This window comes from Enterococcus alishanensis, from assembly GCF_019218635.1.
In the GTDB taxonomy this organism is placed as follows: domain Bacteria; phylum Bacillota; class Bacilli; order Lactobacillales; family Enterococcaceae; genus Enterococcus_A; species Enterococcus_A alishanensis.
Genome location: NZ_JAHUZB010000002.1, coordinates 62167 through 87970 on the forward strand (window position 1 = coordinate 62167; position 25804 = coordinate 87970).

Below are 25804 nucleotides of genomic sequence, written 5' to 3' on the forward strand. Positions count from 1 at the left end.
TGATGAGGTGAAACAGATGGCATTAACACCATTAGATATTCAAAATAAGAGTTTTTCTACTAAAATGCGTGGATATAACCAAGATGAAGTAGATGATTTCTTAGACATGGTGGTTCGCGACTATGAAGAAAGTATCAACAAAAATCGTGAATTGGAAAAGGCATTAAAACATGCTGAAGAAAAACTAGAATACTTTAACGAACTAAAAGAAGCGTTGAATCAAAGTATTGTTGTGGCACAAGATACTGCTGATAAAGTAAAATCATCTGCTAGTAAAGAATCTGAAGTAATGATTACTTCAGCTCAAAACCGTTCAGATGAGTTGTTAGCTAATGCTGAGAAAAAAGCACATCTATTGACAACTACAGCAGAAGAAAAAGCCAAAGAAATTTTATCTGATGCAACCAATCAAGCAAGACAATTGGCTGCTGAAACAAATGATTTGAAAAAAAGCACACGAACTTTCCATCAGCAACTATTATTATTATTGGAAACACAATTGGATCAAGCCAAAAGTGGTGATTGGGATGAAATTTTAAAACCAATGGCGGCTTATGTCGATGATAGTCACGATGTTTTAAAAGCAATTGTGAATGATGAAGCACTTGACAGTACAGAAGAGTTTACGTTAAACTCAGAGCCAGAAGTTTATGATATGCCAGAAGTTGAATATCATGAAGAAGATGACTTAGGTTTAACCATTGATATTCCACAATTAATTTCAGACGAAGAAGATTACTAGAATAGAAAAGCAAAACAATATTCTTTTAGCGAGTCACAGATAGTGAGAGTGTGATAGACCCTATGTTTTGAAAGATCCTCTGGTTAAATTGACAGAGAAATAAGTAACTGTCAACGGTTCATCTCGTTAGCGATGTTTAAGGAAATCATTGTGATTTCAAATTTGGGTGGTACCACGACCAGTTCGTCCCTTGCGATGAACTGGTCTTTTTTTATATTCTTTTAAGGAGACGATGACTAGTGAAAATGAAAGAAACCTTACAATTAGGAAAAACTGCTTTTCCCATGCGTGGTAATTTACCAAATCGCGAAGGCCAATGGCAAAAAGATTGGGAAGAAGATAAAGTATATGAAGAACGTCAAGCATTAAATGAAGGTAAACCAACTTTTGTCTTACATGATGGCCCGCCATATGCCAATGGCAATATTCATATTGGTCATGCATTAAATAAAATTAGTAAAGATATTATTATTCGTTCAAAATCGATGTCAGGCTTTAGAGCACCTTATGTTCCTGGTTGGGATACTCATGGTTTACCAATCGAGCAAGTTTTAACAAATAAAGGCATTAAACGTAAAGAAATGTCGATGAGTGAATACTTAGAAAAATGTCGTGAATATGCATTATCTCAAGTTGATAAACAACGAACCGACTTTAAACGGTTAGGCGTGGCTGGTGATTGGGATCACCCATACTTAACATTGTCACCGGATTTTGAAGCAGCGGAAATTCGCGTTTTTGGAAAAATGGCCGAAAAAGGCTATATTTACAAAGGATTAAAACCAATCTATTGGTCTCCATCAAGTGAATCTTCTTTAGCTGAAGCGGAAATCGAATATAAGGATGTAAAATCTCCTTCGATTTATGTTGCTTTTAAAGTAAAAGACAGCAAAGGTTTATTAGATGATGATGCTAACTTTATTATTTGGACTACTACACCTTGGACATTGCCTGCTAATTTGGCAATTGCTGTAAATCCTGAATATACTTATGTAGAAGTAGCAGTTGAAGGGAAAAAATTTGTTGTAGCCAAAGATTTATTAGAAACTGTTGGCACCGAACTTGAATGGGAAAATCCAGAAGTTGTAAAAGAATTAAAAGGTTCAGAATTAGAATATATGAAAGCTCAGCATCCATTTTATGATCGTGACTCCTTAGTTATTTTAGGGGATCATGTAACTTTAGATGCGGGGACCGGATTGGTTCATACGGCACCAGGTCATGGTGAAGATGACTATTTTGCTGCTCGTAAATATGACCTTGATGTATTATCACCAGTTGATGATCGTGGGGTATTTACTGATGAAGCGCCTGGATTTGAAGGAATCTTTTATGATAAAGCTAATAAGATGATCACTGATTTATTAGCTGAAAAAGGTGCTTTACTCAAATTAGAATTCTTTACTCATAGTTACCCTCATGACTGGCGGACTAAAAAACCAGTAATTTATCGGGCGACACCGCAGTGGTTTGCTTCAATTGATAAATTCCGCCAAAATTTATTAGATGAAGTTGAAAAGGTTAATTGGGTTATTCCTTGGGGGAAAACACGTCTATATAATATGGTTCGTGACCGTGGGGATTGGGTAATCTCTCGTCAACGAGCTTGGGGTGTACCGTTACCAATCTTTTATGCAGAGAATGGCGAGCCAATCATTACGCCAGAAACAATTGAACATGTAGCACAATTATTTGAAAAACATGGATCAACAATCTGGTTTGAAAAAGAAGCCAAAGAATTATTACCTGAAGGCTTTACTCATCCAAGTTCTCCAAATGGTGAATTTTCTAAAGAAAAAGATATCATGGATGTTTGGTTTGATTCGGGTTCTTCCCATGAGGCTGTACTTCGCCAACGTCCTGAGTTAACCTTCCCAGCTGATATGTATTTAGAAGGTTCTGATCAATACCGTGGCTGGTTTAACTCAAGTATTACCACAAGTGTTGCGATTAATAGTGTGGCACCTTATAAAACAGTCTTGTCACAAGGTTTTGCTTTAGATGGTGAAGGTCGTAAAATGTCTAAATCATTGGGCAATACAATTTTACCAGAAAAAGTAATCAATCAAATGGGTGCGGATATTTTACGCTTGTGGGTAAGCAGTGTTGATTACGAATCCGATGTACGAGTATCAATGGATATTTTAAATCAAGTATCTGAAGTTTATCGTAAAATTCGTAATACGATGCGTTTCCTATTAGCCAATACAACTGATTTTGATCCTAGAAAAAGTGGTATTAGCTACGAAGAATTACGCTCAGTTGATAAATACATGATTGTTCGTTTGAATGAAGTGATTAAAAGTGTTCGGGAAGAAGGATATGATAAATATCACTTTATCCACATTTATAAAACAGTGATGAATTTCTTAACGACAGATTTGTCTTCTTTCTACTTGGATTTTGCAAAAGATGTAGTGTACATCCAAGGTGAGGATGATTATGAACGTCGGGCGATGCAAACTGTTTTTTATGAAATTGCGAATTCGGTAACTAAATTATTGACACCAATTATTCCTCATACTGCCGAAGAAATTTGGTCATTCTTGAAAGAAGAAGCAGAGTATGTACAATTGACTGATTTACCAAGCTACCAAGAATATCCTAATCAAACAGAATTGATGGATACTTGGCAAGCCTTTATGGATTTCCGAGAAAAAGTCTTGAAGGCATTGGAAGAAGCACGGAATGTTAAAGTAATTGGTAAATCGATGGAAGCAAAATTAACAATTTATCCAAATGAACAAGTTGCTGCTATGTTAAAAGCTGTTGATTCTGATCTTGCTCAGTTATTGATTGTTTCTGAAGACTATTTCAGCGTAGCTAACGGTGAAGTACCAGAAAATGCTATGAAATTTGATGATGTAGCTGTATTAGTGGAAAAAGCAGATGGTGAAGTCTGCGAACGTTGCCGTCAAGTGAGAACAACAGTTGGTGAAGATTCTGAATTATCAACATTATGTCACTCATGTTCAGAAATTGTTCACAAACATTATCCAGAAGCTGTGGCTGAAGGTTTTGAAAATTAACATTTTTAGTCGAGAATTAATTTTCTCGGCTTTTTTTGCATTTAGTTAAAAATAATTGGTATAATCTTGATGAAAAGAGATTATGGGAGTGGAATATATGGGATTTATTGTTGGAATAGTAATTATCGGTTTAGCTATTTGGGGAGGAAATCGATTTTATAGTAGTTATAAAACTAAAAAAGTATTTAATGATCGGCAAAAAAAATACAAAGAGACCCATCAATTATCAGACAAAGATTTAGAATTATTCAAAAAAACAATGGGTGAAATGAAAAATCAAATTCTAGGGATTGAAGAGGCAACAAACAAAAATAAGGATTTAAAAAAGATTGAGAATTCGGAGGCTGGAATAAAATCTGCTAAAGAAATTTTTCAGGAATTAATGGCAGAACCTAATGAGTTAACTAAATATGGTGATTTTATTTATAAAAAATTACCTAGTATGCTAGATGCGTGTATTCGCTTAAATAAAATTGAGGGAACAAAACTGAATTCAAAAGAAATCCGAGAGTCGGTTGATAGTATTTTGGAAACAGTGACGTTTATTTCAGCTAGTATTACCGATGAATATGAAAGGATTGTAAAAGAAGATTCTGAAGAGATTGCTTTGTCGAAAAAAGTGATTGGGAAATAGCCGACAACAAGTTTAATTATTTTCAGAAGTTAACCAAGCTATTGTTATGGATATTAGAGTAAAAAACAAGGAGTAGATAGGGAGATTTTATGGGGAAAAAGAAAAAATTTTTTGATGAATACGATGAGTTGTTTGTTCGTGCTGAGGGCGGAGACAAAAATTCTTTAAAACCGAAAAAGAAGGTAGCTGAGTCAAAACCAAAAATAAAGCCTGCACTAAAACCAAATAAAAAAGCAAAATCAACGAAGAATAGAAAAAAAGTTAGTAATAAATTTAAAACCATAGGAATTGGGATTGTCTGCTTAGTTATTTTCTTGGGGTATTATGGACTGAAAAAAATTGATAGTCCTTTACTTGGTTCAGACACCTCTTTTGAATCAAAGAGTATCAAGCCACTAAAAATTGCAGGTATAAAAGCGACTGAAGAAATCGACTACAGTTTACCGTTGGCAGTTACTGAAGAAGAAAATGGTTTTACTTTTAACCGTGGTTATCAACTTGAAATTAAAGGCGACTGGGATAATGAAGATCCAGAAGGCGACAAAGCTGTTTTGCCATCAAAAGAGGACTACGTTTATTCAAAGGAAGTAGCCAACTTAAAGTTCTATGATGGACGAGACTTTTCTCGCTCTGCTCAAATTGAAATTTCAGGAAATATAACAAAATCATTTTCATCATGGTTAAGTGATCGACGAGATTTCACGAAAGTGTATCCTCAAGAAAAGATTGATGGGATCATGACTGGTTATATTATTGAGTGTGAATATTACGAAAATTCTTCATATGGAAATATTTACCGTTATTTTGTATTCCCAGATGGTACAGGTATTCAAATTAGGACTAGCGTAGGATACGATGTAAAACTTGATCTGACTCCTGATAGTACCTTTTCTGAATTTAAAAAGGTCTTGGCGATCGACTATAAATTTTTGAGTGAAGATTTTGTTTTTAGTAAAATAGCCAATGAGTCAACTGATGTGTCTAATATTGCTGAATAGATATATGTATTTTTTTCAATAGAATTAAGAAACAAAAAAAGATGAACTGCCCAGGTTTGGGAAGTTCATCTTTTTTTTTAATAATCTAATTTATTTCGTTGTTTGTACCATTGTTCTGGTCGCCAAATCCAGCGAGCACCATCAGCTTTCAACAAATCAAAAGCTTCATTTGGTCCCATTGTTCCTGCAGTATAATTAGGGAAACTTGGAATGAAATGTTCCCAAGCTACTCGAATGCGGTCAACAATCTCCCAAGAGTTACGAACTTCATCCCAATGAGAAAAGTTTGTTCCATCACCATGTAAGGCGTCTAACAATAATTTTTCATACGCTTCAGGACTATTTACTGTGATTTCTTCGCTTTGACGGAAATCTAGTTTTACGGGTTCTGTTGCAAAACCTTGACCGATTTGTTTGCCGTTTAACATCAATGAGAAGCCTTCAGTTGGTTGAATGTAAATTGTTAAAACATTTTGCTCAGCCAATTGGACATTGTTGTCACTCTCATTATTAAAGTTAAAAACATTAACTGGTACTTGTTTGAAGACGATATTAATTCGTGTACCTTTTTCAGTCATTCGTTTACCCGTTCTGATATAAAATGGAACACCTGACCAACGGAAATTATCAATTAAGAATTTTCCAGCGACAAATGTTTCTACGTTGGAGTCTGATGCGACATTTGGTTCATCACGGTAAGCAATAAATTCTTTATCATCAAGAGAACCAGCAGCATATTGACCACGAGTGAAATTTTTCATAACTTCTGTCTTATCATATCGTCTGATGGCTTCTAAAACTTTAATTTTTTCTTGGCGAATGCTTTTATCAGAAAAAGAAGTAGGGACTTCCATTGCTAATAAGGCAACCACTTGTAAAATATGGTTTTGGACCATATCTCTTAAAGCACCACTATTTTCATAATAACCACCACGATCTTCTACACCTAAGCTCTCAGCAAAAGTAACTTGGACATTTTCGATGTAGCGATTATTCCAAAGAGATTCAAAAATATTATTGGCAAAACGGATAACTGCAATGTTTTGCACCATTTCTTTACCCAAATAATGATCAATTCTGAAAATATCTTCTTCTGCAAAAGCAGTTGTAATTTGTTCATTCAGAATAGTTGCCGTTTTTAAATCAGAGCCAAAAGGTTTTTCAATTACCAGACGGTTAAATCCAGTGTCTGTTAAGACCGATTGATCTTTTAAATGACTAACAATTGTGCCAAAGAATTGAGGTGACATCGCTAGGTAATATAAACGATTGCCCTTTAATTTATATTTTTCATCTAATGTATTAGATAGTTCACGCAATTCATTGTAGTGAGCAGCATCATTTACATCATGCGATAAATAATAGAAATGACTAGCAAAGGCAAAGGCTTCATCACTGGTAGGATTTAATTCTTGGATGGATTCTTTCACAACTTCTCTATAATAATCATCCGTCCATTCTCTGCGAGCCGTACCAATCACGGCAAAACGATAATCTAAACTACCTTTTTTAAATAAACGAAACAAAGAAGGATATAACTTTCTCTTAGCTAGATCACCGGTTCCCCCAAAAATAGTAAATAGTGCTGTCTGTTCCATAGAATTCCACTCCTTAAAGTTGGTCGACAAAGATAGTTGTAGCAGCTTTGTAGCTAATGGCAACTTCTCTATCTTGATTTTTTAGTGTGATTGGTCCTTCGTAAGCTGCGATATTCGTAATGGTATATCGGTCATGGATTTTAACATTTAATGAAACCAAGTAATCCAATAATTCTTTTTCATCTAAAACCCGAGCAATTTCAATTTCTGTATTGATTGGATAGTCAATCAAAGTTGCGCGTTTTTTTTCATGGATTGCCTCGCCATGTTTCGGAATCATGCCGCCATGGGGACATAATTTTGGATATTTTAGGTAACTATCTAATTTTTCTTCTAACATTTCAGAGGTTACATGTTCTAAAACTTCCGCGTCATCATGCACTTCATTCCATGAAAAAGACAAATGGTCCACTAGAAAAACTTCCCAAAGACGATGTTTGCGGACTAAGGCGCTAGCCTTTTGTAAACCTAGTTCTGTTAGTTGTACACCTTGATAGGGGGAATGGTCAACTAATCCCTCTTTTACCAGTTTTGAAATCATCTCGCTAACTGAAGCACCAGAAATGGCTAAACCAGCGACAATTTTTTTGTTGCTGACTTTTTCAACATCTCCGCCTAATTCTAATATTAATTTTAAATAATCTTCACGATTGGGTGTCATAAGCTAGTCATCCTTTCAAACCTTTAGAATATCATATAAATTCTATCAAAAAAAGGGTTTTATTTCCAAAAATCAGAACTAAAATAGTAATTAAGGTACTTGTCGATTAAAATATTTTACGATCAAGTATTGCCTAAATATTATAAAACAGGTAGTATATTAAAAAGAAATGAGAATTTTCAAAAAATAATAAGGATTGGTGTCTAATGTTAAGTCAGCAAATTGCTAAAACACAAACCATGTATGATCCATCTTTTGAAAAAGATGCCTGTGGAATGGGTTTTATTGCCCAAATCGAGGGGAAAGCCTCTCATGAATTAGTCGAACACGCATTAACGATGTTGAAACGAATGAACCATCGTGGTGGGACAGGCGCTGAGCCAGATACTGGTGATGGTGCTGGGATCTTGTCAACAATTCCTGACAGATTTTTCCGCAGAGTAGCAAATGATGCTGGCGTATCTCTTCCAAAAATTGGCGATTACGCCGTGGGAATGTTCTTTTTACCTCAAGAGCCTAAACAAAAAGATGGTTTACTACAAGCTCTTGTAAAAGACATTCAAGAAGCTGGTTATCCAGTAATCTGGCAGAGAGATGTCCCTTTTCAGTATGAAAATTGCGGTCCTGGCGCGCAAAAAGTAATGCCTAGCTTTGTGGAAGTCTTCATTAAAAGACCGTTAGATGTTCCTGCAGGACGAATCTTTGAAGATAAACTATACACGATTCGTCGCCAGCTAGAAAAAACTTTTAATCATGATGAATTAGCAATCTGTTCATTATCTGCTAAAACAATCGTTCATAAAGGAATGCTACATGCTTATCAAGTAGGTATTTTTTACAATGATTTAAAAGAAGCTGATTATGAAGCAAGTATAGCAGTTGTTCATTCACGATTTTCAACCAATACTTTTCCCAGCTGGGATCGGGCACAGCCTTTCCGCTTCTTAGCTCATAACGGAGAAATCAATACCTTACGAGGCGCAGAAAATTGGATGAAGAGCCACGGAATAGAAGTATATAATGAAGAAGATTCTGACTCAGCGAAGTTAGAAAACTGTATGGAATATTTGTACCGTAATGGTCGTGATATTCCTCAAGCGTTATTAATGATGGTTCCAGAAGCGTGGTCAAAAGAAGCAAATTTAAGTGAAGAATTAACAGCCTTTAATGAATATAATGCGAGTTTCATGGCACCATGGGATGGTCCAGCTGCTTTATGTTTTACTGATGGAGAAACTGTGGGTGCCTTTTTAGATAGAAATGGTTTAAGACCTTCTCGTTATTTGTTTACTAAAGATGGGTATGTCCAAGTGGCTTCAGAATCTGGCGTAATTGATTTTGAACCTTCAAACATAATTGAAAAAGGTGTTTTAGGACCAGCAAACATGATTCTAGTGGATACCGTTAACGGAAAATTTTTGCGTAACGACGAGATAAAAGCCCACTATGCTGAAAAAAATGATTATAGCACTTGGTTGACAGAAAATCGTTTAGAAATTTCTGATCTTTCGACAGATGAAGTCCCAACAAATCAAATGGATGAAAAAGAATTACAAAGACTATGGAAATTAAATGGCTACACTGACGATATTATTCGCGGTTTAATTGTGCCGATGGCTGAGAATGGTGAAGAGCCAGTTATTTCAATGGGCTTTGATTCTCCATTAGCCATTTTAAGTGAAAAGCCTCAATCCTTATTTACTTATTTTAAACAACAATTTGCTCAAGTAACAAATCCACCGATTGATGCGATTCGTGAACAACTGGTTATCGGAACTGAAATGTTTCTTGGTTGTGATAGCGATGTGAAAATTGATACAGCTGCAAATTGCCGTAAATTAAAAATTGAAAGTCCCGTTTTATCAACAGAAGATTTCCAAAAAATAACCACTTTAAATGAAGATGGTCAACGAACAGTGACTGTCTCCACCACTTATTCGATTAAGGAAAGTGATCTAGAAGATGCGTTAGACCAAATGTTTAAAAAAGCGGAAGCTGCGGTGGATGATGGTGCTACAATTATTGTGTTAAGTGATCGAGAAACTGCACCAGAAAAAATGGCAATACCGATCTTATTAGCTGTTTCAGGCTTACACAATCATTTAGTTCGGCGTGGTAAAGGATCACAAACAAGTCTAGTTGTCGATGCGGCAGAAGTTAGTGAAGTCCATCATTTCGCTACATTGATTGGTTATGGTGCTTCGGCAGTTCATCCGTATGGGGCTTATGCTACTTTACACGATTTTGATTTAGCACAAAATGCAGAAAAATATCGTAAGGCCTGCGAAAAAGGTATCGTAAAAGTGATGTCTCGGATGGGAATCTCAACGATTGCTGGTTACCATGGCGCACAGTTATTTGAAGCAGTAGGTATTTCAACGTCAGTGACAGATGTTTATTTCACTGGAACAGCTAGCCGTCTGGGTGGCTTATCATTAAATCAAATTGAAGCTGAATATCTAAAACGCCATGAAGCAGCATATGGTGTGAAGCAAGCTGATTTTTTACCTTCTGGCGGATCATTCCAATATAAAGCAGATGGCGAGCATCATTTATACAATCCAACAACAATTTATAATTTCCAAAAAGCAGTTCGTGCAGGAGATTATCAATTATTTAAAGAGTATACGAAAGAAATGGATGATACTAGTATTGAAACACCTACGACATTACGTTCAATGTGGGAATTCAACTCTACTCGTCCAGCCGTAAAATTATCTGAGGTTGAACCAGCGAAAAATATTGTGAAACGTTTTAAAGTTGGTGCGATGTCGTATGGTTCATTAAGTGAAGAAGCCCATAAATGTTTAGCTGAAGCGATGAACGCGATTGGCGCAAAATCAAACAGTGGTGAAGGTGGCGAAAATCGCAATCGTTTTAAACCAACAGCCGATGGTCGCAATTTTAATTCAAAAATTAAACAAGTTGCTTCTGGACGTTTTGGTGTGAATGCAGAATATTTAATGAGTGCCGAAGAATTACAGATAAAAATGGCCCAAGGTGCAAAACCCGGTGAGGGTGGTCAATTACCAGGGAATAAAGTCTTTCCTTGGGTAGCTGAAATCCGCGGATCAACGCCAGGAGTACGTTTAATTTCACCACCACCTCATCACGATATTTATTCAATTGAGGATTTAGCACAGTTGATTCATGATTTAAAAACAATTAATCCTTACGCAAAAATTAATGTGAAATTGGTTTCTAGCACTGGTGTCGGCACAATTGCTACTGGTGTGGTGAAAGCTGGCGCAGATATCGTAGTTATTTCTGGTTATGATGGTGGAACCGGTGCTTCTCCAAGAAATTCTGTTCGTGATGCAGGCCTGCCTTGGGAAATGGGCTTGGCGGAAGCGCATCAGACGTTAGCTATGAATAATTTACGTCAAAGAATGACTTTAGAAACTGATGGCAAGTTGATGACTGGCCGCGATATTGCGATGGCAATTTTGTTAGGAGCAGAAGAATATAGTTTTGCCTCTTTGGCATTGGTTTCAATTGGTTGCGTCATGATGAGGGTTTGTTCATTAAATACTTGTCCTGTCGGGGTGGCTACCCAAAATCCGGCATTACGAAAATTCTTTGTTGGTAAGCCAGAACATGTTATCAATATGATGATGTTTTTAGCAGAAGATTTAAGAGAAATCATGGCAGAATTAGGCTTCAGAAGTATTGATGAAATGATTGGTCATACAGAAGTATTGCAACCACGTTTTGTTGCTAAGGGTAAAGCAAAATCACTTGATTTTTCTCGGATGCTATCGACATCTGTTGGGATTGAACGGAAAGTTGAAGATCCTTTTAAAGAAAAACGTCAATGGAAAGAATTGGATAGCTTTGCAACAGCGGCAATTGAAAATGGTGAGGTTGTTGAAGTTGAACAAGCAATTAATAATGTCAGTCGGACAGTCGGAGCAAGAATGGGTGGCTGGATTGCTGAACGATTTGGTAATTATGAATTAACACCGGGACAATTAAAATATACTTATCATGGCATTGCCGGTCAAAGTTTCGCTTCATTTATTACACAAGGAATGGAGCTGAAATTAATTGGTGAAGCTAATGATTATGTTGCTAAAGGATTGAGTGGAGGACGTTTAATTATTGTTCCACCAGCTGATGCCGGTTATGATGTAGAGCATTCTCAAATCGTTGGAAATGTGGCTTGTTTTGGTGCCAATCGTGGAGAAGCTTTTTTCCGTGGTCGTGCCGGAGAACGTTTCTGTGTTAGAAATTCTGGTGCAAATGTTGTGGTTGAAGGTGTTGGCGAACATGGGTGTGAATATATGACTGGCGGAGTCGCGGTGATATTAGGCTCAACTGGACGTAATTTTGCCGCAGGTATGTCTGGTGGCGTAGCTTACATTTATGATCCAGATAATGTGTTCCCTGGTAAATGTAATATGGAAATGGTGGATTTATACAAATTAGATGAATCTGGCGATGATAGTATCTTAAAAGAAATAATTCAAAATCATTTGGCCTATACTGATTCCTTGAAAGCGGCAGAATTATTAAATGATTGGGATAATCAAAAACAACATTTTGTGAAAGTTTATCCTCGAGAATATCATGAAATGATCGATGTAACAGAACAATTAGCAAAAACAGGCTTAAGTGGTGATGAGTTACTAGAAAAAGCCTTCGTGGAAGTTGTCGGTGAGCAAACAGCACCGGCTGGAAAGGGGCAATAATTATGGCAGATCCATTTGGCTTTTTAAAGTATCCAAGAAAAGATAATCCTTATCGCCCAGTAGATGAACGAATTACTGATTGGGAAGAATTACAAGTCCCTCTTAGCACTGAAGAGCGAAAAGAACAAGCAGCTCGTTGTATGAATTGCGGTATTCCATTTTGTCATACCGGTGTGTTTTATGGCGGTAAACGTGCAGTTTCAGGTTGCCCCAATGATAATTTAATTCCTGAGTGGAATGATTTGGTTTTCCGCGGTGAGTTTAAAAAAGCATTTGAACGTTTAGTAGCAACCAATCCTATTCCAGAAATGACTGGGCGTGTCTGTCCAGCTCCTTGTGAAAAATCTTGTACTGAAGGTTTAAATGGTTCAGGTGTGGCAATTCATGACAATGAACGATTTATTATTGATACCGCTTTTGAAAATGGTTGGGTAGAAGCGACTGGAAAACCAGAAAATCGTACTAATTTTAAAGTGGCTATCGTAGGCTCTGGGCCAGCAGGATTATCAGCGGCTTGGCGTTTAAACCAATTGGGTCATCAAGTGACTGTTTTTGAAAGAAATGATCGACCTGGCGGATTATTAATGTATGGGATTCCTAATATGAAATTGGATAAAGACGTTGTGAATAGACGGATCCAAGTAATGGAAGATTGCGGTATTAAATTTGAGGTAAATACTGAAGTGGGTGTCGACATTAGCCCAGAGGATTTACAAACAGCTTTTGATCGTGTCATTATAACTAGTGGTGCAACAGTTCCTCGAGACTTACCAGCAGACGGTCGTCAATTAAAAGGGATTGAATTTGCTGTAGATTACTTATCAGAAGTGACAAAAGATGTTTTAAAATATGGCAAAGATGCAACCAGTAAAAAATTGGCAGGTAAACACGTAATTGTTATTGGTGGTGGTGATACCGGAAATGACTGTATCGCCTCAGCCATTCGTCAAGGGGCAGCTTCTGTTAAACAATTGGAAATCACCCCCAAATTACCAGCTGAAAGAGTGGATAATAACCCTTGGCCAGAGTATCCAATGACCGATCGAACAGGTTACGGTCAAGAAGAAGCTTTGGCTACAGGAGAAGGTCAATTAACTTATTATGCGACTTCAACTACTGCTTTTATTGGCGCTGAACGCGGTCAAGTCATTGCGATTGAAACAACTGAAGTAGATAATCGATTCCAACCAATTGCTGGTACTGAACAAGTGATGAAAGCAGATTTAGTTTTATTAGCAATGGGCTTTACTGGACCAGAACAACGATTATTAGAAGGTTTTGATGTTCATGAAGTATACGAAGATTATACAACCGATAATGAACGAGTATATGTTGCCGGCGATGCTAAACGAGGTCCAAGCCTAGTTATCTGGGCCATTCGTGAAGGTCGTAAAGCAGCTGAACAAGTAGATCAAATGTTACGCACATTAGTTTATCAATAAAAAAAAGCCGAAACGAAAAGTAAAAATTCGTTTCGGCTTTTTTGCCTTTAGTTTTCTTTTAAGGGTATAATAGGTAAGGTAATGTCATCGGCCTCATCATAAATGGCAGCGGGTTGACCATCATTAGTTGAAATAACGAGGTGGTAGCCTAAAGGATCCTGCATCGCAAATTTTTCCGCAGTTAACTCAATCATTTGATATTTTAAGTCTCGCCCATCAATTTTGATAGAGAAGTCAGGATAAATTGTCAGCTCGTGTTGGGTCTGTTCTTTTGGATTGGAAAATTGCCAAGTGCCGGTATAAGTACCGGAAATATCGCTTAGATTAGGTGCACTTTGCGGTTCTTTTTTTAAAACTTTTTTTCCTAAAAAAAAAGCAGCCAAAGAAGCCGAGAGAAATAATGGCCAACGGTTACGCATGTCAGGAACTCCTTTCAAAAATCTTTATCAATACTATACCGCAAAATAAAAAAAATGACTATCAGACTTAAGCAGGAGTTTGTTGTTAAAGGAATGAGAAAGCTTGCAATATTCAAATATCCAATTAGCATACTTTATTGATCGCCCCAATCGTTTCATTGCTCATTGTCGCTTAAGTGAAACTGGAGAAATCGTCGTTGCCCATGTAAAAAATACTGGACGTGGCAAGGAAGTTTTCTTAGTAGATGCGCTGGTAGCTTTAAACTATCAACCAGCGGCAACTCGGAAAACTGATTATGACTTAGTTGCGGTAAAGAAAGAGGAAATGTGGATTAATATTGATTCGCAAATTCCTAATGCATTAGCAGCTGAAGCGATTTTGAATAGGCAAATAAAATTACCCGGTTTAAAAGGAAATATTACTTTATTAAAACGAGAGTATCGTTACCAACAAAGTAAATTCGATATTTATTTTGAAACTGATCATGCTGAAAAAGGCTTTGTGGAAGTTAAAGGAATGACCTTGGAAAATCAAGGAATCGGTGCCTTTCCAGATGCACCAACGATACGAGGGCTAAAACATGTCAATGAATTGATACATGCAAAAGTCGCAGGTTACTTCAGTTATCTACTTTTTATTGTCCAATTTCCAAAAGTAACAGTTGCAACAATTCATCGTGAGATGCAGCCGGCATTAGCGGAAACGATGGCTCAAGCACAAGAAAATGGGGTAGTTGTTTTGGCGTATAATTGCCAAGTAAGTCCTGATACAATTGAGGTTGATCACGAAGTTCCATTTAATTTATATCAGAATTTTAATGATCCCAATTAATGAAAGGCGGATGAATATGATTAAACTAGGTATTATTGGTACGAATTGGATTACAGATCAATTTGTAGAGGCAGCTTTGGAATCAAAAAAATATCACTTAAAAGCAGTGTATTCAAGAGAATTAGAAACAGCAAAAAAATTTGGCGAAAAATATGCTGGAAAGATTGAATATGCTGATGATCTGACCACGTTCTTTAATTTAGCTATTGATACTGTTTATATTGCTTCACCGAATAGTTTACATTTTCCCCAAGCAAAGCAAGCAGTTTTGGCGGGGAAAAATGTCATTGTCGAAAAGCCCGCTTTTTCCAATCCAACCGAATTTGAAGAATTGGTTCATTTAGCTAATCAAAAGCGCGTCTTCTTTTTTGAAGCAGCAAGAAATATTCATGAAGAATCCTTCAAAGCTATTACCAACCGATTGCCTGATAATGACCACATAATCGGGGCTGATTTAAGTTTTATGAAATACTCTTCTCGCTATGATTTAGTCTTAGCTGGAGAAGAACCAAATATTTTCTCACCTCATTTTTCTGGTGGTGCAGTTATGGATTTGGGTGTTTATCCGATTTATGCAGCTATTGCATGGTTTGGTATGCCGAGAGAAAGTCATTATTTTAGTCAAAAGATTGCTACTGATGTGGATGGAATTGGTTTTGCAATTTTACGTTATGAGACGTTTGATGTATCGATTCGAACTGGAAAAATTAGTGATAGCTATCAAAAATCAGAAATTTATTTGGATGAGGGAACACTGGTCTTAAATGCAATTAATTCAATTAATCAAGCAGCCTTCCATCGTCACGATAAATCTGTTGAAGAAATTTCGCTCCAATCACTGGAAAATCCAATGATTGAAGAAGCGTTAGATTTTGCCAAAATTATGAATCATCCTAAAGATGTTGAATTGGGTGAATTGTATCAAGAATGGGTTGAACTAGCTCGAAATGTTAACCAAGTATTATACGATTTACGAAAAAGTGCCGGCATCGTCTTTGATGCTGATCAGAAATAGAGGGAATTATGGAATTAAAAGATTTTTTACAAACAAATTGGGAACAAGCTGGTTTTGATCAACCAGTAAAGATTCAAGCAGCTGTGTTTGAACCAATCACAAGTGGTGAAAATATTATTGGCATTGCACCAACTGGCAGCGGAAAAACCTTAGCTTATTTATTGCCGTTAATGAACCAATTAGAAAATGGCAAAATGGGGCGAATATTAATTCTGACTTCATCTCAAGAATTGGCGATGCAAGTTGTCAATGTTGCCCGAGAATGGTTAGTTGGTTCAGGTATGAAAGTCCAAAGCTTAATTGGTGGCGCCAATGTTAAACGTCAGCAAGAAGCGTTGAAGAAAAAACCTGAATTACTGGTTGGGACGCCCGGTCGTGTCTATGAATTAATTCAGAGCCGTAAACTCAAAGCCCAAAATTTTAAAACTATCGTCTTTGATGAAGTCGATCAATTATTAACGGGACAAAGCTTACAATTGATTAAAAATATTCTGAAAGCTAGTGACAACCAAGTGCAACGTCTTTATTTTTCAGCCACGGCACAAGCGGTTGTTGAAGAAATTCAACAGCTTGATGATGAAGTAAAGATTATTGACGTAACTAAAATAGATGATAGTCAAGGTGAAGTTGCTCATTACTTTATTACAACCAATCAACGAAAAAAAGTTGATGTCTTAAGACGTTTATTAAATATGCCTGAATTTTGGGGCTTGATTTTCTTTAATCAAGTCAGTGAGTTAGGCGTTGCTGAAGAAAAATTGTTGTTCCACAAATTACCAATTGCTAGTTTAGCTTCTGATCAATTTAAGACCGCCAGAAAAGATGCTTTGGCGGCTTTTAAAAAACATCAAATAAATGGCTTGTTAACTACCGATGTCGGTAGTCGTGGATTGGATATTTCCGGATTACCAATTGTTGTTAATGCCGATTTCCCAATCACTAAGGAAAGTTATTTACATCGTTCAGGTCGTGTGGGTCGAATGGGTCAAAGCGGCATGGTCATTTCTTTAATCGCTTCCCATGAAGAAAGTGATTTGCGAAAAATAAAAAAACAATTGGGATTGGACTTCACAGAGGTTTTCGTTCATGGTGGTGGTCTTGTTTTAGAAAGACCTGAAAAAATTGAAAAAACTAAAAAAAAGAAAAAAGGTCAAAAATAATTGTTAACCAACTTGCTTTAATTAGTTGAAATGGCTAAAATAAAAAGCAGTTGTTCTCGTAGCTCAGCAGGATAGAGCAATCGCCTCCTAAGCGATAGGTCGCCGGTTCAATTCCGGCCGAGGACGTAAAAAGAGTTGAATTGAGTGAGAAAACTCAATTCAACTCTTTTTTTATTTATAGAAACTAATTCCAATAGGTGTATCTTCAATTAAACTCCCTTTTGGTGCTTTTAAAATCAAAACAATATAATAAAAATCACCGATACAGCCGCTACCATGGATGGTGGCTAAAAACAGAAAGACAAATAAAGATAGCATATTTAAAGCAAAGGCAACTACCAATAAAAGAGAAACAATAATAAATGGAGAGATGGCAATAATAAAAAATTGTTTTCGTGAATAAAAAGAGCCAGGACTGGTAGCATAAGCCATCCCATTTTTAAAACCGAAATTGACTTTTCCTTGTGGCTGAAACATTTTAAAAAACAAACCGTGAATCGCTTCATGGAGGACTAAACAAAGAAAAAGCAACACTAGAGCAAACAAAAGCATCGGAAAAGAAATCTCGCTAGATAGACTTTGTCGTTGACTGATAAAGCTTGTAAGGATCAAAAAAAGTGTACCTACAATAAAAGATAAAAGAATAGAGCCGATATTCAACAGAATAATGGCTTTTTTATTGTTTAATATATCAACTTCTCGATATAACTTCATCCAAAACCTCCATTTTTTTTTATTACTATAACATAAGTAATCTTTAAAGTGACAAAGCTGTAAGTAAAAATTGAGACTTAAGACGGAATAATTAATGATTCAACTCAGGTAAATTATTCTTATCGGAGGAGGAAAATAAATGAAATTTATTAAAGGTATATTGTCACTGGTCGTTATAATGTTTTTAGTTTGTGTAGGTGGTGTTTTTTTTACTAAAGGAAGTTCAAACGAAGCAGCGGCTATCTTTGACCAATTAAATCCATTAGTTCAAAAAGGAGAAGTTTATGTTAGAACTAAAGCTCCAGATACTGTGAATGAATATGGAACGGCCAGTTATCAACAATTAGCTGCTGACTCAAATGGAAAAACCAGACAGATTTCCTTTAACGGCTTGTCGACACTAAAAGAAAATCGTTATTTAAAATTAACCAACAAAGGCGCTCACGTGGAGACTTATCAAGAAGTCAATCAAGCAGAAGTCCCTGCCGCTGCTTTAGAGCAAATCAATTAAAAAGCTGATCAATGTAAAATTAATTACATTGATCAGCTTTTCTTATTGATAAAAACTAGTATCGACGGAGCTACTTTGAACAACATTTCCAATATTTTTAATAATTAAGCCCAGTCGCCGTTTCTAAAAATTGGGACAAATGAGCCGTCTTCGCGAATGCCGTCAATTGACATTTCTGCTGAGCCAACCATAAAGTCTACATGGGTTTGACTACTATTTAAACCAGCTTGATTTAATTCTTCTTCAGACATTTCAGTACCATCTTTGACACTAAATGGATAAGCAGCACCTAGTGCTAAATGGTTTGAAGCATTTTCATCAAATAAAGTATTGTAGAATGTAATACCAGATTGAGAAATTGGTGACGGATCTGGGACTAAGGCAACCTCACCTAGAGAATCGGCTCCTTCAATTTCTAGTAACGATTTAAGAACTTCTTCACCACTTTCAGCTGAAAAATCAACAACTTTACCAGCTTTGAAAGTAAATTTCATATTGTTTAAAGTGTTACCAGCATAGCTTAATGGTTTTGTACTAGTGATGTAACCATCAATTCGATTTTTATCTGGAGCGGTAAAGACTTCTTCCGTTGGCATATTCGCCATAAATTCTTTACCATCTGCCGCAAACGAACCGGCTCCTTCCCAGATATGATTTTTCGGTAAACCAATCACAATATCCGTTCCTGGTGCTGTGTAGTGAAGGGCAGAAAATTGCTCTTTGTTTAATTTTTCTGCTTGGTTTCGCATTGTTTGGTCGTGTTCTTGCCACGCTGCAACAGGATCGTCACTGTAAATCCAAGTTGTTTTGAAAATTTCATCCCATAATGCGTCCACTTGCGCTTCTTGACCCTCAATATTTGGAAAGACTTTTTTTGCCCATGCAGGACTTGCCGCAGCAACAACCGTCCAGCGTAATTTATTCGATTGTGTTGCTTGCATGACTGCTTGTAGGGCTTTCCCACGTGCCGCTTGATAAGTTGCGACTCTACTATTATCTACTCCAGCTAACGCATCGGGATCTTGAGAGATGATACTGATTCGTGTGACACGTTTTTCGGCAAAATCATCTGCTTCAGCCTTTTTGTAATCTGGAATCGTCGCAATTTTTTCAGCACTAGCATGGGTTAAAAATTCTCTCTGGATGGTGTCATCGTTCCATTGAACTTGGACTTCATCGGCACCAAGTGCATAGGCATTTTTTGTGACTAGTCGGGCTAAGGGTGCCTGGTCAACACTAGCATAAACAATCACTGTATCTCCTTTCTGAACATTTACGCCGACTTTTGTAATTAAACGTGCGTATTTTTTTAGCAATTCATCAAAATAAGATAAAACCATTGTTAATTCCTCCAATTTTATAGATTAATTCGCCACTGCGGCAATTTTTTTGGCAAAAGCTTCTAGGTTTTGAATATCTTCTTCTTCGGCGTTTGTATCGACTTTAACAAAATCAGCACCCTTGATTGCACCAGTTTTTTCAAAAGCCTCTTCAAAACGGTTCACACTAGTAGCAAAATTTTTATAAAAAGTATCGCCAGAACCCACGACACCATATATTTTTCCAGTTAAATCTAATTCTTGCAATTCCTCATAAAAGTCTTTCATTTCTTCTGGCAAGTCGCCTTCGCTGTAAGTGTAAGTGGCGACGATACAGATGTCAGCGGATTCAAAGTCTTCGGCCTCGACAGCGCCGACCTCTTCCATTTCAACCTCAATCGCAAGGTCTTCAAGGGTTTCGGCAACAACATCAGCAATTTCTTCAGTATTCCCTGTTAAACTAGCAAAAACAATTTTTGCAACGGTCATATGATAACTTCCTCCTTAAGGAACGATCTATTAAAATTATAGCAAGCAGAAAGGGTGGTGTAAATAAAAGATAACTTTTGTTGTGGGAATTTCTTTCGGTTTGTCCCGCTTTATTGGTTATGTTAAAATGAGACAGTGAAAAAGGAGACGAGACAGTAATGATTACATTAAAATCAGCAAGAGAAATTGAAATGATGGACGAATCGGGCGAAATTTTAGCCGATGTTCATCGTCACTTAAGAAATTTTATTAAACCAGGTATTAGTAGCTGGGATATTGAAGTATTTGTAAAAAAATTTATTGAAGATCGAGGTGCAATTGCTGCTCAGATCGGATTTGAAGGTTATGAATATGCCACTTGTATTAGTATTAATGATGAAATTTGCCATGGATTTCCACGTAAAAAAACTTTAAAAACTGGTGATCTATTAAAAGTTGATATGTGTGTTGAATATAAAGGGGCTATGTCTGATTCATGCTGGTCTTACGTTGTGGGTGAAGCAAATCCTGTGATTCAAAAATTAATGGATGTTACTAAAAAATCTTTGTATTTAGGTATCGAACAAGCTCAAGTTGGTAATCGAATCGGTGATATCGGTCATGCTATTCAAACTTACGCAGAAGGCGAAGGTTTTTCTGTTGTTAGAGATTTTGTTGGTCACGGTATTGGTCCAACGATCCATGAAGAACCAGCGATTCCTCATTATGGCGAAGCTGGGAAAGGTTTGCGCTTAAAAGAAGGTATGGTTATTACAATCGAACCAATGATTAACGTTGGTGAATGGCAAATGAAAATGGATCCGAATGGTTGGACTGCCTATACAAGAGATGGTTCTTGGAGTTGTCAGTATGAGCATACTTTAGCGATTACTAAACAAGGACCAAGAATACTAACTTCTCAAGGAGAAGAAGGTACTTATTAATAATAACGAGGATATAACATGGCGTTAGATGAAAATGAAAAAAAGAATGAGTTGAAAAAATTTATTACTTCTTTCCAAAAGCATGTAGCAGATGCTGAAATAGGCGATCGATCAGTTGTGGTCGCCTATTATTTGTTGCTGTCTTTTTTTCCACTTTTAATTGTGGTAGGCAATTTATTACCTTATTTAAATATCACTCCTAGTACTGTGTTACCTTATTTAAAAGAAGTTATCCCATTGACAATTTATCAGTTTTTACGACCAGCAATCGAAGGTTTGTTGTCTAATAATTCTGGAGGTTTGTTATCTATTTCCGTTATAGCTGCATTATGGTCTTCATCAAAAGGAATTAATGCAATGCAGACAGCCTTGAATCGTGCCTATGGTGTAGAAGATCGTGGGAATTTTGTAATTAGTCGGATTGTTTCTGTCGGAATGGTTGGTATATTGATGATGGCGATTATTGCCGTAGCCTTGTTTTTCAGTGTCGGACAGGTGCTACTAGATTTATTACAACCGCTTTTACAATTTCCAAAAGAGTATATTGAAACCTTCTTGACGTTACGATGGCCAATTACATCATTAGGATTGCTTGTAATTATTAGTGTAATCTACAGTGTCATTCCCAATGCAAAAGTGAGAATTCGCTATACGATTCCAGGAACCATTTTTGCAACCGTTGGATGGCTTATTTTAGCTCAGGGGTTTGGATTATATGCTAGAACTTTTGCCCGCAGTGTTTCTGGGTATCAAATCATTGGGTCCTTCATCGTGTTAATGCTCTGGTTAAATTTAGCTGCAGCAATTGTCATTTTGGGTGGCATCTTAAACGTCACATTTGAAGAACTACACACTGGAAAACAAGTTCAAAAGGGCAGTAATCGTTTTAAGAAGTTTTTAGATTATCTAAAAAATAAAAACAAATAATAAAAACTTCCTTGTATTGACTTATTATTGAGATATAATGATTTTTGAGAAAAAAGGTAGGTGGCAAAATGTTCATTTCATTGGGAATTATTATTCGTTATTTTTTAACTTTTTTAATTGCACTAATACTGACTCCGATTTTTAAAATTATTTCGGTACAGACAGGTATGGTGGATAAACCAAATGCTCGAAGGATTAATAAAGTCCCAATGCCTAGTGGGGGCGGCTTGCCGATTTTTATTACCTTTATGATTTCAACTTTAGTTTTATTTAAAAATTTTATACCAGCGTCCTATATTGTACCGATTTTACTAGGTGGCTTAATTATTGTCATCACTGGACTGTTGGATGACCGCTTTGAATTGTCACCACGGCAAAAAAGTCTGGGCATTTTATTGGCGGCGTTAGTGATTTATTTTGTAGCAGATATTCGTTTTAATTTTTTTACCGTACCTATTTTAGGTCATATTAATTTGGGCTGGCTCAGCCTACCCGTCACTATTTTCTGGATATTTGGTATTACTAATGCAGTGAATTTAATTGATGGTTTAGACGGATTGGCATCAGGTGTTTCAATTATTGGTTTGACGACAATTGGTGTCATTGGTTATTTCTTTTTACATGAATCGACAACTTTTATTTCGTTAGCTATATTTTGTTTAGTAGCTAGCATCATAGGTTTTTTTCCTTATAATTTTCATCCTGCAAAGATTTATCTAGGTGATACGGGAGCGCTTTTTTTAGGTTTTATGATTGCTGTTTTATCACTAGAAGGTCTAAAAAATGTTACGTTCATTACTTTGGTTACACCATTAATGATTTTAGGTGTGCCAGTAACCGATACATTTTTTGCAATGGTTCGCAGAAAAGCCAAAAACATGCCAATTTCAGCTGCTGATAAACAGCATTTGCATCATCGCTTATTAGACTTAGGTTTTACACATCGGGGTGCAGTACTGACAATTTATGCAATTGCAGTTCTGTTTTCTTTTACTGCACTTTTGATTAATTATATGAGTGGTGTAGGTACTGTTGTTTTAATTGTTGTGATGGGGTTTGCGATTGCTTTCTTATTGGAACTAATTGGTCTAATCAGTCCTAAATACAGTTTTATTACAAAGACCTTTCATTTTTTTGGTAACAAAGATTATCGTGTAAAAGTCATCAATAAATATTTTAAAAAATAAGCAGAGGAATACAAATGAAGATGTATGACCAACCCTTGGCGACTGTGAGCATCGTCACCCATAACAGTGATAAAATATTTCTAAGTTTAGACTCCTTAATAGAAAAGATGGGCTCTACAAATTTACACATTAAAATTTTCGATAATGGATCTAATGAAGAATACAAAAAAAAATTAAGCAAGTATTTAACCTATCCTTTTATTTCAATTGATTTTTATCCGGAAAACAAAGGCTTTGGCTTTGGGCATAACCGCAATTTGATGACAGAAAATGGTACAGCAATTATTTTTAATCCAGACATTATTATTGAAGAAAATAATCTGTCAGCTTTAGTGGATCTGTTAAAAAGTGAAAAAGAATTAGCTATGGTAGCGCCAAAAATATTGAATCAAGATGGTACTACGCAATATTTAATACGCAATCGTCTCGATGTTTTTGATTTTATGCTACGCTTTATTCCTTTCAAATTTATCAAAAAAATCTTTCAGAGGCGTTTACATCGTTTTGAATGTCGCGATTTGCCTGATGATCATGATAGCTATGTGCGGATGATCTCAGGTAGTTTTATGGTGGTTGATTTAACCAAGTTTCAAGAGGTATCAGGTTTCGATGAGCGTTATTTCATGTATTTTGAAGACAATGATCTATGCCGAAAAATGGAGGCAATGAATTATAAAATATTATATACCCCTCGCTATACTGTCACGCATCTCTATGAAAGAGGAGCTGTCAAAAGTCGGAAATTATTTCGTATTTTTATGTCCTCCATGGGAAAATACTTTGGCAAGTGGGGCTGGAAATTTTTTTAAAGGAGATACCACATGAACAAAAAAGATTTTTCAATTTCTGTTTGTATGGCAACCTATAATGGCATTCACTTTATAGAAGCACAATTAAATAGTATTCTTCCTCAATTAGCCGAAACTGACGAGTTAATTATTTCTGATGATCATTCAACAGATGGTACTTGGGATTATTTAACAAAGCGACAACAAGAAGACACGAGAATTCAGCTTCATTTGAACCCACAAAAAGGATTGACTAAAAATTTTGAGAATGCTATCTCTCGCAGCCAAAATGAACTGATCTTTTTATCTGATCAAGATGATGTTTGGGCAACTGAAAAAGTTGCAGTTACAAAGGAGTACTTCGCAAAAGCACCAGACAAGACAGTCATTATTTCAGATTTAATGATTGTCGATAATGATTTTAACGAGGTAATCAGTAGTTATCAAAAAATGCGTCATACCAAAAATGGCTTTTGGGCAAATCTGATTCGAAGCAGCTATATTGGTGCGGGGATGGCTTTTCGTAAAAGCTTAACCCAATTGATTTTACCAATACCTACGGATGTCCCAATGCATGACATGTGGATCGGTTTATTAGCAGATAGTCAAAAAGGGGTTCAATTTATTCCAGAAAAATTGGTTTATTATCGTCGCCATGATTTTAATGTTTCTGAAATTAAAACGACAGCGAATAAAAAGCAACAATTTATCTGGCGTTGGCAAGCACTAAAATTAGTTAGACAAAGAATAAGAGAATTTAAAAAAAATCATTAATATATCTGTTTCGATAAGGAAATCGTGTATAATTGCAGAGTATGTATTACAGAAAAAAGTTAGGAGCGTTTCGATGAAAGGAATTATTTTAGCAGGCGGAAGCGGTACACGCTTGTATCCATTAACTAAAGCAACTTCAAAACAACTAATGCCGGTTTATGATAAACCAATGATTTATTATCCAATGTCCACTTTAATGTTAGCAGGAATAAAAGATATTTTGATTATCTCAACGCCACAAGATACACCGAGATTTGAAGATTTATTCGGTGATGGCAATGAATTAGGAATCAATCTTTCATATGCTGTTCAAGAAAGCCCAGATGGTTTGGCACAAGCCTTCATTATTGGTGAAGAGTTCATCGGTGATGACAGTGTTTGTCTAGTTCTAGGAGACAATATTTATTATGGTGATGGCTTATCTAGAATGTTACAACGGTCAGCTGAGCTGACTGAAGGTGCTACTGTTTTTGGTTATCATGTGAACGATCCAGAACGTTTTGGAGTAGTTGAATTTGATGCTGATATGCAGGCAATCTCAATTGAAGAGAAACCTGAAGAACCCAAATCAAATTATGCAGTGACTGGTTTATATTTTTATGACAATGATGTCGTAGAAATTGCAAAAAATATTAAACCATCTCCTCGTGGTGAATTAGAAATTACTGATGTGAATAAGGAATATTTAAAACGCAACAAATTATCTGTCGAGGTGATGAGTCGTGGTTTTGCTTGGTTAGATACTGGAACCCATGAATCATTATTAGAGGCATCTACTTTTATTTCAACCATTGAAAAACGACAAAATTTAAAAGTGGCTTGTTTGGAAGAAATTTCTTACCGGATGGGTTATATCAGTCGTGAACAATTAATTAAATTAGCACAACCATTGAAAAAAAATCAATATGGACAATATATGTTACGTTTAGCAGAAGAGGGTTAATCATGGGA

General features: G+C 36.2%; 22 protein-coding genes, 1 tRNA gene and 1 other annotated feature. Of the genes, 17 read left to right on the plus strand and 6 right to left on the minus strand.

The features are described from left to right. Positions 1–16: 16 nt before the first annotated feature. The 4 genes from KUA55_RS03965 (at position 17) to KUA55_RS03980 (ending at position 5403) form a co-directional block, all read left to right on the plus strand. On the plus strand, positions 17–742 hold the full coding sequence (locus KUA55_RS03965; RefSeq protein WP_218324892.1) for a DivIVA domain-containing protein: 726 nt from the start codon (positions 17–19) through the stop codon (positions 740–742). Next, positions 730–936, plus strand: a binding site (T-box leader). It overlaps the preceding gene by 13 nt. Before the next feature lie 45 nt (positions 937–981). After that, a complete protein-coding gene (gene ileS / locus KUA55_RS03970) occupies positions 982–3771 on the plus strand; it encodes an isoleucine--tRNA ligase (protein ID WP_218324893.1) in 2790 nt (929 codons plus the stop codon). 97 nt (positions 3772–3868) lie between these two features. Next, positions 3869–4405: a 5-bromo-4-chloroindolyl phosphate hydrolysis family protein gene (locus KUA55_RS03975; RefSeq protein ID WP_218324894.1), complete on the plus strand. Its 537-nt coding sequence runs from the start codon at positions 3869–3871 to the stop codon at positions 4403–4405. A gap of 89 nt (positions 4406–4494) precedes the next feature. Beyond that, positions 4495–5403: a hypothetical protein gene (locus KUA55_RS03980; RefSeq protein WP_218324895.1), complete on the plus strand. Its 909-nt coding sequence runs from the start codon at positions 4495–4497 to the stop codon at positions 5401–5403. A gap of 77 nt (positions 5404–5480) precedes the next feature. Here KUA55_RS03980 and zwf read toward each other — a convergent pair whose 3' ends face one another. Both zwf and KUA55_RS03990 read right to left on the minus strand, forming a co-directional pair. After that, complete coding sequence (gene zwf / locus KUA55_RS03985) at positions 5481–7001, minus strand: glucose-6-phosphate dehydrogenase (protein ID WP_218324896.1); 1521 nt, start codon at positions 6999–7001, stop codon at positions 5481–5483. A gap of 13 nt (positions 7002–7014) precedes the next feature. After that, complete coding sequence (locus KUA55_RS03990) at positions 7015–7662, minus strand: metal-dependent transcriptional regulator (protein WP_218324897.1); 648 nt, start codon at positions 7660–7662, stop codon at positions 7015–7017. Between the two features lie 206 nt (positions 7663–7868). Here KUA55_RS03990 and gltB point away from each other — a divergent pair, with 206 nt between their 5' ends. Both gltB and KUA55_RS04000 read left to right on the plus strand, forming a co-directional pair. Further along, positions 7869–12353 carry a glutamate synthase large subunit gene (gene gltB / locus KUA55_RS03995; protein WP_218324898.1) on the plus strand — a complete coding sequence of 1495 codons (4485 nt, stop codon included), beginning with the start codon at positions 7869–7871 and terminating at the stop codon, positions 12351–12353. 2 nt (positions 12354–12355) lie between these two features. Then, complete coding sequence (locus KUA55_RS04000) at positions 12356–13795, plus strand: glutamate synthase subunit beta (protein WP_218324899.1); 1440 nt, start codon at positions 12356–12358, stop codon at positions 13793–13795. A gap of 47 nt (positions 13796–13842) precedes the next feature. On the opposite strand, the gene KUA55_RS04005 is transcribed toward KUA55_RS04000, so the two are convergent. Further along, positions 13843–14214, minus strand: coding sequence for a DUF4828 domain-containing protein (locus KUA55_RS04005; protein ID WP_218324900.1), 372 nt, complete (start codon positions 14212–14214; stop codon positions 13843–13845). Between the two features lie 103 nt (positions 14215–14317). Here KUA55_RS04005 and sfsA point away from each other — a divergent pair, with 103 nt between their 5' ends. From sfsA to KUA55_RS04025, 4 genes are all read left to right on the plus strand, one after another. Next, positions 14318–15046 carry a DNA/RNA nuclease SfsA gene (gene sfsA / locus KUA55_RS04010; RefSeq protein ID WP_218324901.1) on the plus strand — a complete coding sequence of 243 codons (729 nt, stop codon included), beginning with the start codon at positions 14318–14320 and terminating at the stop codon, positions 15044–15046. 16 nt (positions 15047–15062) lie between these two features. Next, positions 15063–16061, plus strand: coding sequence for a Gfo/Idh/MocA family protein (locus KUA55_RS04015; RefSeq protein ID WP_218324902.1), 999 nt, complete (start codon positions 15063–15065; stop codon positions 16059–16061). A gap of 8 nt (positions 16062–16069) precedes the next feature. Next, positions 16070–17221: a DEAD/DEAH box helicase gene (locus KUA55_RS04020; protein ID WP_218324903.1), complete on the plus strand. Its 1152-nt coding sequence runs from the start codon at positions 16070–16072 to the stop codon at positions 17219–17221. 52 nt (positions 17222–17273) lie between these two features. Continuing rightward, positions 17274–17347: transfer RNA gene (locus KUA55_RS04025), tRNA-Arg, on the plus strand. A gap of 45 nt (positions 17348–17392) precedes the next feature. On the opposite strand, the gene KUA55_RS04030 is transcribed toward KUA55_RS04025, so the two are convergent. Beyond that, complete coding sequence (locus tag KUA55_RS04030; RefSeq protein ID WP_218324904.1) at positions 17393–17935, minus strand: DUF3267 domain-containing protein; 543 nt, start codon at positions 17933–17935, stop codon at positions 17393–17395. Positions 17936–18074: 139 nt separating this feature from the next. Between KUA55_RS04030 and KUA55_RS04035 the strand changes: the two genes are divergently transcribed. Beyond that, positions 18075–18446, plus strand: a complete 372-nt coding sequence (locus KUA55_RS04035; RefSeq protein WP_218324905.1) for a YxeA family protein — start codon at positions 18075–18077, stop codon at positions 18444–18446. 104 nt (positions 18447–18550) lie between these two features. On the opposite strand, the gene KUA55_RS04040 is transcribed toward KUA55_RS04035, so the two are convergent. Both KUA55_RS04040 and KUA55_RS04045 read right to left on the minus strand, forming a co-directional pair. Beyond that, on the minus strand, positions 18551–19786 hold the full coding sequence (locus KUA55_RS04040; protein ID WP_218324906.1) for an aminopeptidase: 1236 nt from the start codon (positions 19784–19786) through the stop codon (positions 18551–18553). A gap of 24 nt (positions 19787–19810) precedes the next feature. Then, positions 19811–20254, minus strand: a complete 444-nt coding sequence (locus tag KUA55_RS04045; RefSeq protein ID WP_218324907.1) for a flavodoxin — start codon at positions 20252–20254, stop codon at positions 19811–19813. A 158-nt stretch (positions 20255–20412) separates the two neighbouring features. On the opposite strand from KUA55_RS04045, the gene map reads away from it, so the two are divergent. The 6 genes from map (at position 20413) to rfbA (ending at position 25796) form a co-directional block, all read left to right on the plus strand. Next, positions 20413–21177 (plus strand): type I methionyl aminopeptidase, encoded by a 765-nt coding sequence (gene map, locus KUA55_RS04050; RefSeq protein WP_218324908.1) that lies wholly within the window; start codon positions 20413–20415, stop codon positions 21175–21177. 18 nt (positions 21178–21195) lie between these two features. Then, positions 21196–22104 (plus strand): YihY/virulence factor BrkB family protein, encoded by a 909-nt coding sequence (locus KUA55_RS04055; RefSeq protein WP_218324909.1) that lies wholly within the window; start codon positions 21196–21198, stop codon positions 22102–22104. Positions 22105–22172: 68 nt separating this feature from the next. Further along, positions 22173–23291, plus strand: a complete 1119-nt coding sequence (locus KUA55_RS04060; RefSeq protein ID WP_218324910.1) for a glycosyltransferase family 4 protein — start codon at positions 22173–22175, stop codon at positions 23289–23291. A gap of 14 nt (positions 23292–23305) precedes the next feature. Next, on the plus strand, positions 23306–24100 hold the full coding sequence (locus KUA55_RS04065) for a glycosyltransferase family protein (protein WP_218324911.1): 795 nt from the start codon (positions 23306–23308) through the stop codon (positions 24098–24100). Between the two features lie 12 nt (positions 24101–24112). Continuing rightward, the gene (locus KUA55_RS04070; RefSeq protein WP_218324912.1) at positions 24113–24853 is read left to right on the plus strand and encodes a glycosyltransferase; all 741 of its coding nucleotides are present in this window, start codon (positions 24113–24115) and stop codon (positions 24851–24853) included. A 73-nt stretch (positions 24854–24926) separates the two neighbouring features. Continuing rightward, entirely contained in the window at positions 24927–25796 is an 870-nt protein-coding gene (gene rfbA, locus KUA55_RS04075) for a glucose-1-phosphate thymidylyltransferase RfbA (protein ID WP_218324913.1), read from the plus strand. Positions 25797–25804 lie beyond the last annotated feature (8 nt).

What these genes read in the sequence shown, in the direction of transcription:
- KUA55_RS04030 (WP_218324904.1), bottom strand. Translation starts at nt 17,935, where the DNA reads ATGAAGTTATATCGAGAAGTTGATATATTAAACAATAAAAAAGCCATT.
- KUA55_RS04000 (WP_218324899.1), top strand. Translation starts at nt 12,356, where the DNA reads ATGGCAGATCCATTTGGCTTTTTAAAGTATCCAAGAAAAGATAATCCT.
- KUA55_RS03965 (WP_218324892.1), top strand. Translation starts at nt 17, where the DNA reads ATGGCATTAACACCATTAGATATTCAAAATAAGAGTTTTTCTACTAAA.
- KUA55_RS04055 (WP_218324909.1), top strand. Translation starts at nt 21,196, where the DNA reads ATGGCGTTAGATGAAAATGAAAAAAAGAATGAGTTGAAAAAATTTATT.
- KUA55_RS04060 (WP_218324910.1), top strand. Translation starts at nt 22,173, where the DNA reads ATGTTCATTTCATTGGGAATTATTATTCGTTATTTTTTAACTTTTTTA.
- KUA55_RS04015 (WP_218324902.1), top strand. Translation starts at nt 15,063, where the DNA reads ATGATTAAACTAGGTATTATTGGTACGAATTGGATTACAGATCAATTT.
- KUA55_RS03975 (WP_218324894.1), top strand. Translation starts at nt 3,869, where the DNA reads ATGGGATTTATTGTTGGAATAGTAATTATCGGTTTAGCTATTTGGGGA.
- KUA55_RS03990 (WP_218324897.1), bottom strand. Translation starts at nt 7,662, where the DNA reads ATGACACCCAATCGTGAAGATTATTTAAAATTAATATTAGAATTAGGC.
- KUA55_RS04070 (WP_218324912.1), top strand. Translation starts at nt 24,113, where the DNA reads ATGAACAAAAAAGATTTTTCAATTTCTGTTTGTATGGCAACCTATAAT.
- KUA55_RS04065 (WP_218324911.1), top strand. Translation starts at nt 23,306, where the DNA reads ATGAAGATGTATGACCAACCCTTGGCGACTGTGAGCATCGTCACCCAT.
- rfbA (WP_218324913.1), top strand. Translation starts at nt 24,927, where the DNA reads ATGAAAGGAATTATTTTAGCAGGCGGAAGCGGTACACGCTTGTATCCA.
- gltB (WP_218324898.1), top strand. Translation starts at nt 7,869, where the DNA reads ATGTTAAGTCAGCAAATTGCTAAAACACAAACCATGTATGATCCATCT.
- KUA55_RS04040 (WP_218324906.1), bottom strand. Translation starts at nt 19,786, where the DNA reads ATGGTTTTATCTTATTTTGATGAATTGCTAAAAAAATACGCACGTTTA.
- KUA55_RS04035 (WP_218324905.1), top strand. Translation starts at nt 18,075, where the DNA reads ATGAAATTTATTAAAGGTATATTGTCACTGGTCGTTATAATGTTTTTA.
- zwf (WP_218324896.1), bottom strand. Translation starts at nt 7,001, where the DNA reads ATGGAACAGACAGCACTATTTACTATTTTTGGGGGAACCGGTGATCTA.
- map (WP_218324908.1), top strand. Translation starts at nt 20,413, where the DNA reads ATGATTACATTAAAATCAGCAAGAGAAATTGAAATGATGGACGAATCG.
- KUA55_RS04005 (WP_218324900.1), bottom strand. Translation starts at nt 14,214, where the DNA reads ATGCGTAACCGTTGGCCATTATTTCTCTCGGCTTCTTTGGCTGCTTTT.
- KUA55_RS04045 (WP_218324907.1), bottom strand. Translation starts at nt 20,254, where the DNA reads ATGACCGTTGCAAAAATTGTTTTTGCTAGTTTAACAGGGAATACTGAA.
- KUA55_RS04020 (WP_218324903.1), top strand. Translation starts at nt 16,070, where the DNA reads ATGGAATTAAAAGATTTTTTACAAACAAATTGGGAACAAGCTGGTTTT.
- KUA55_RS03980 (WP_218324895.1), top strand. Translation starts at nt 4,495, where the DNA reads ATGGGGAAAAAGAAAAAATTTTTTGATGAATACGATGAGTTGTTTGTT.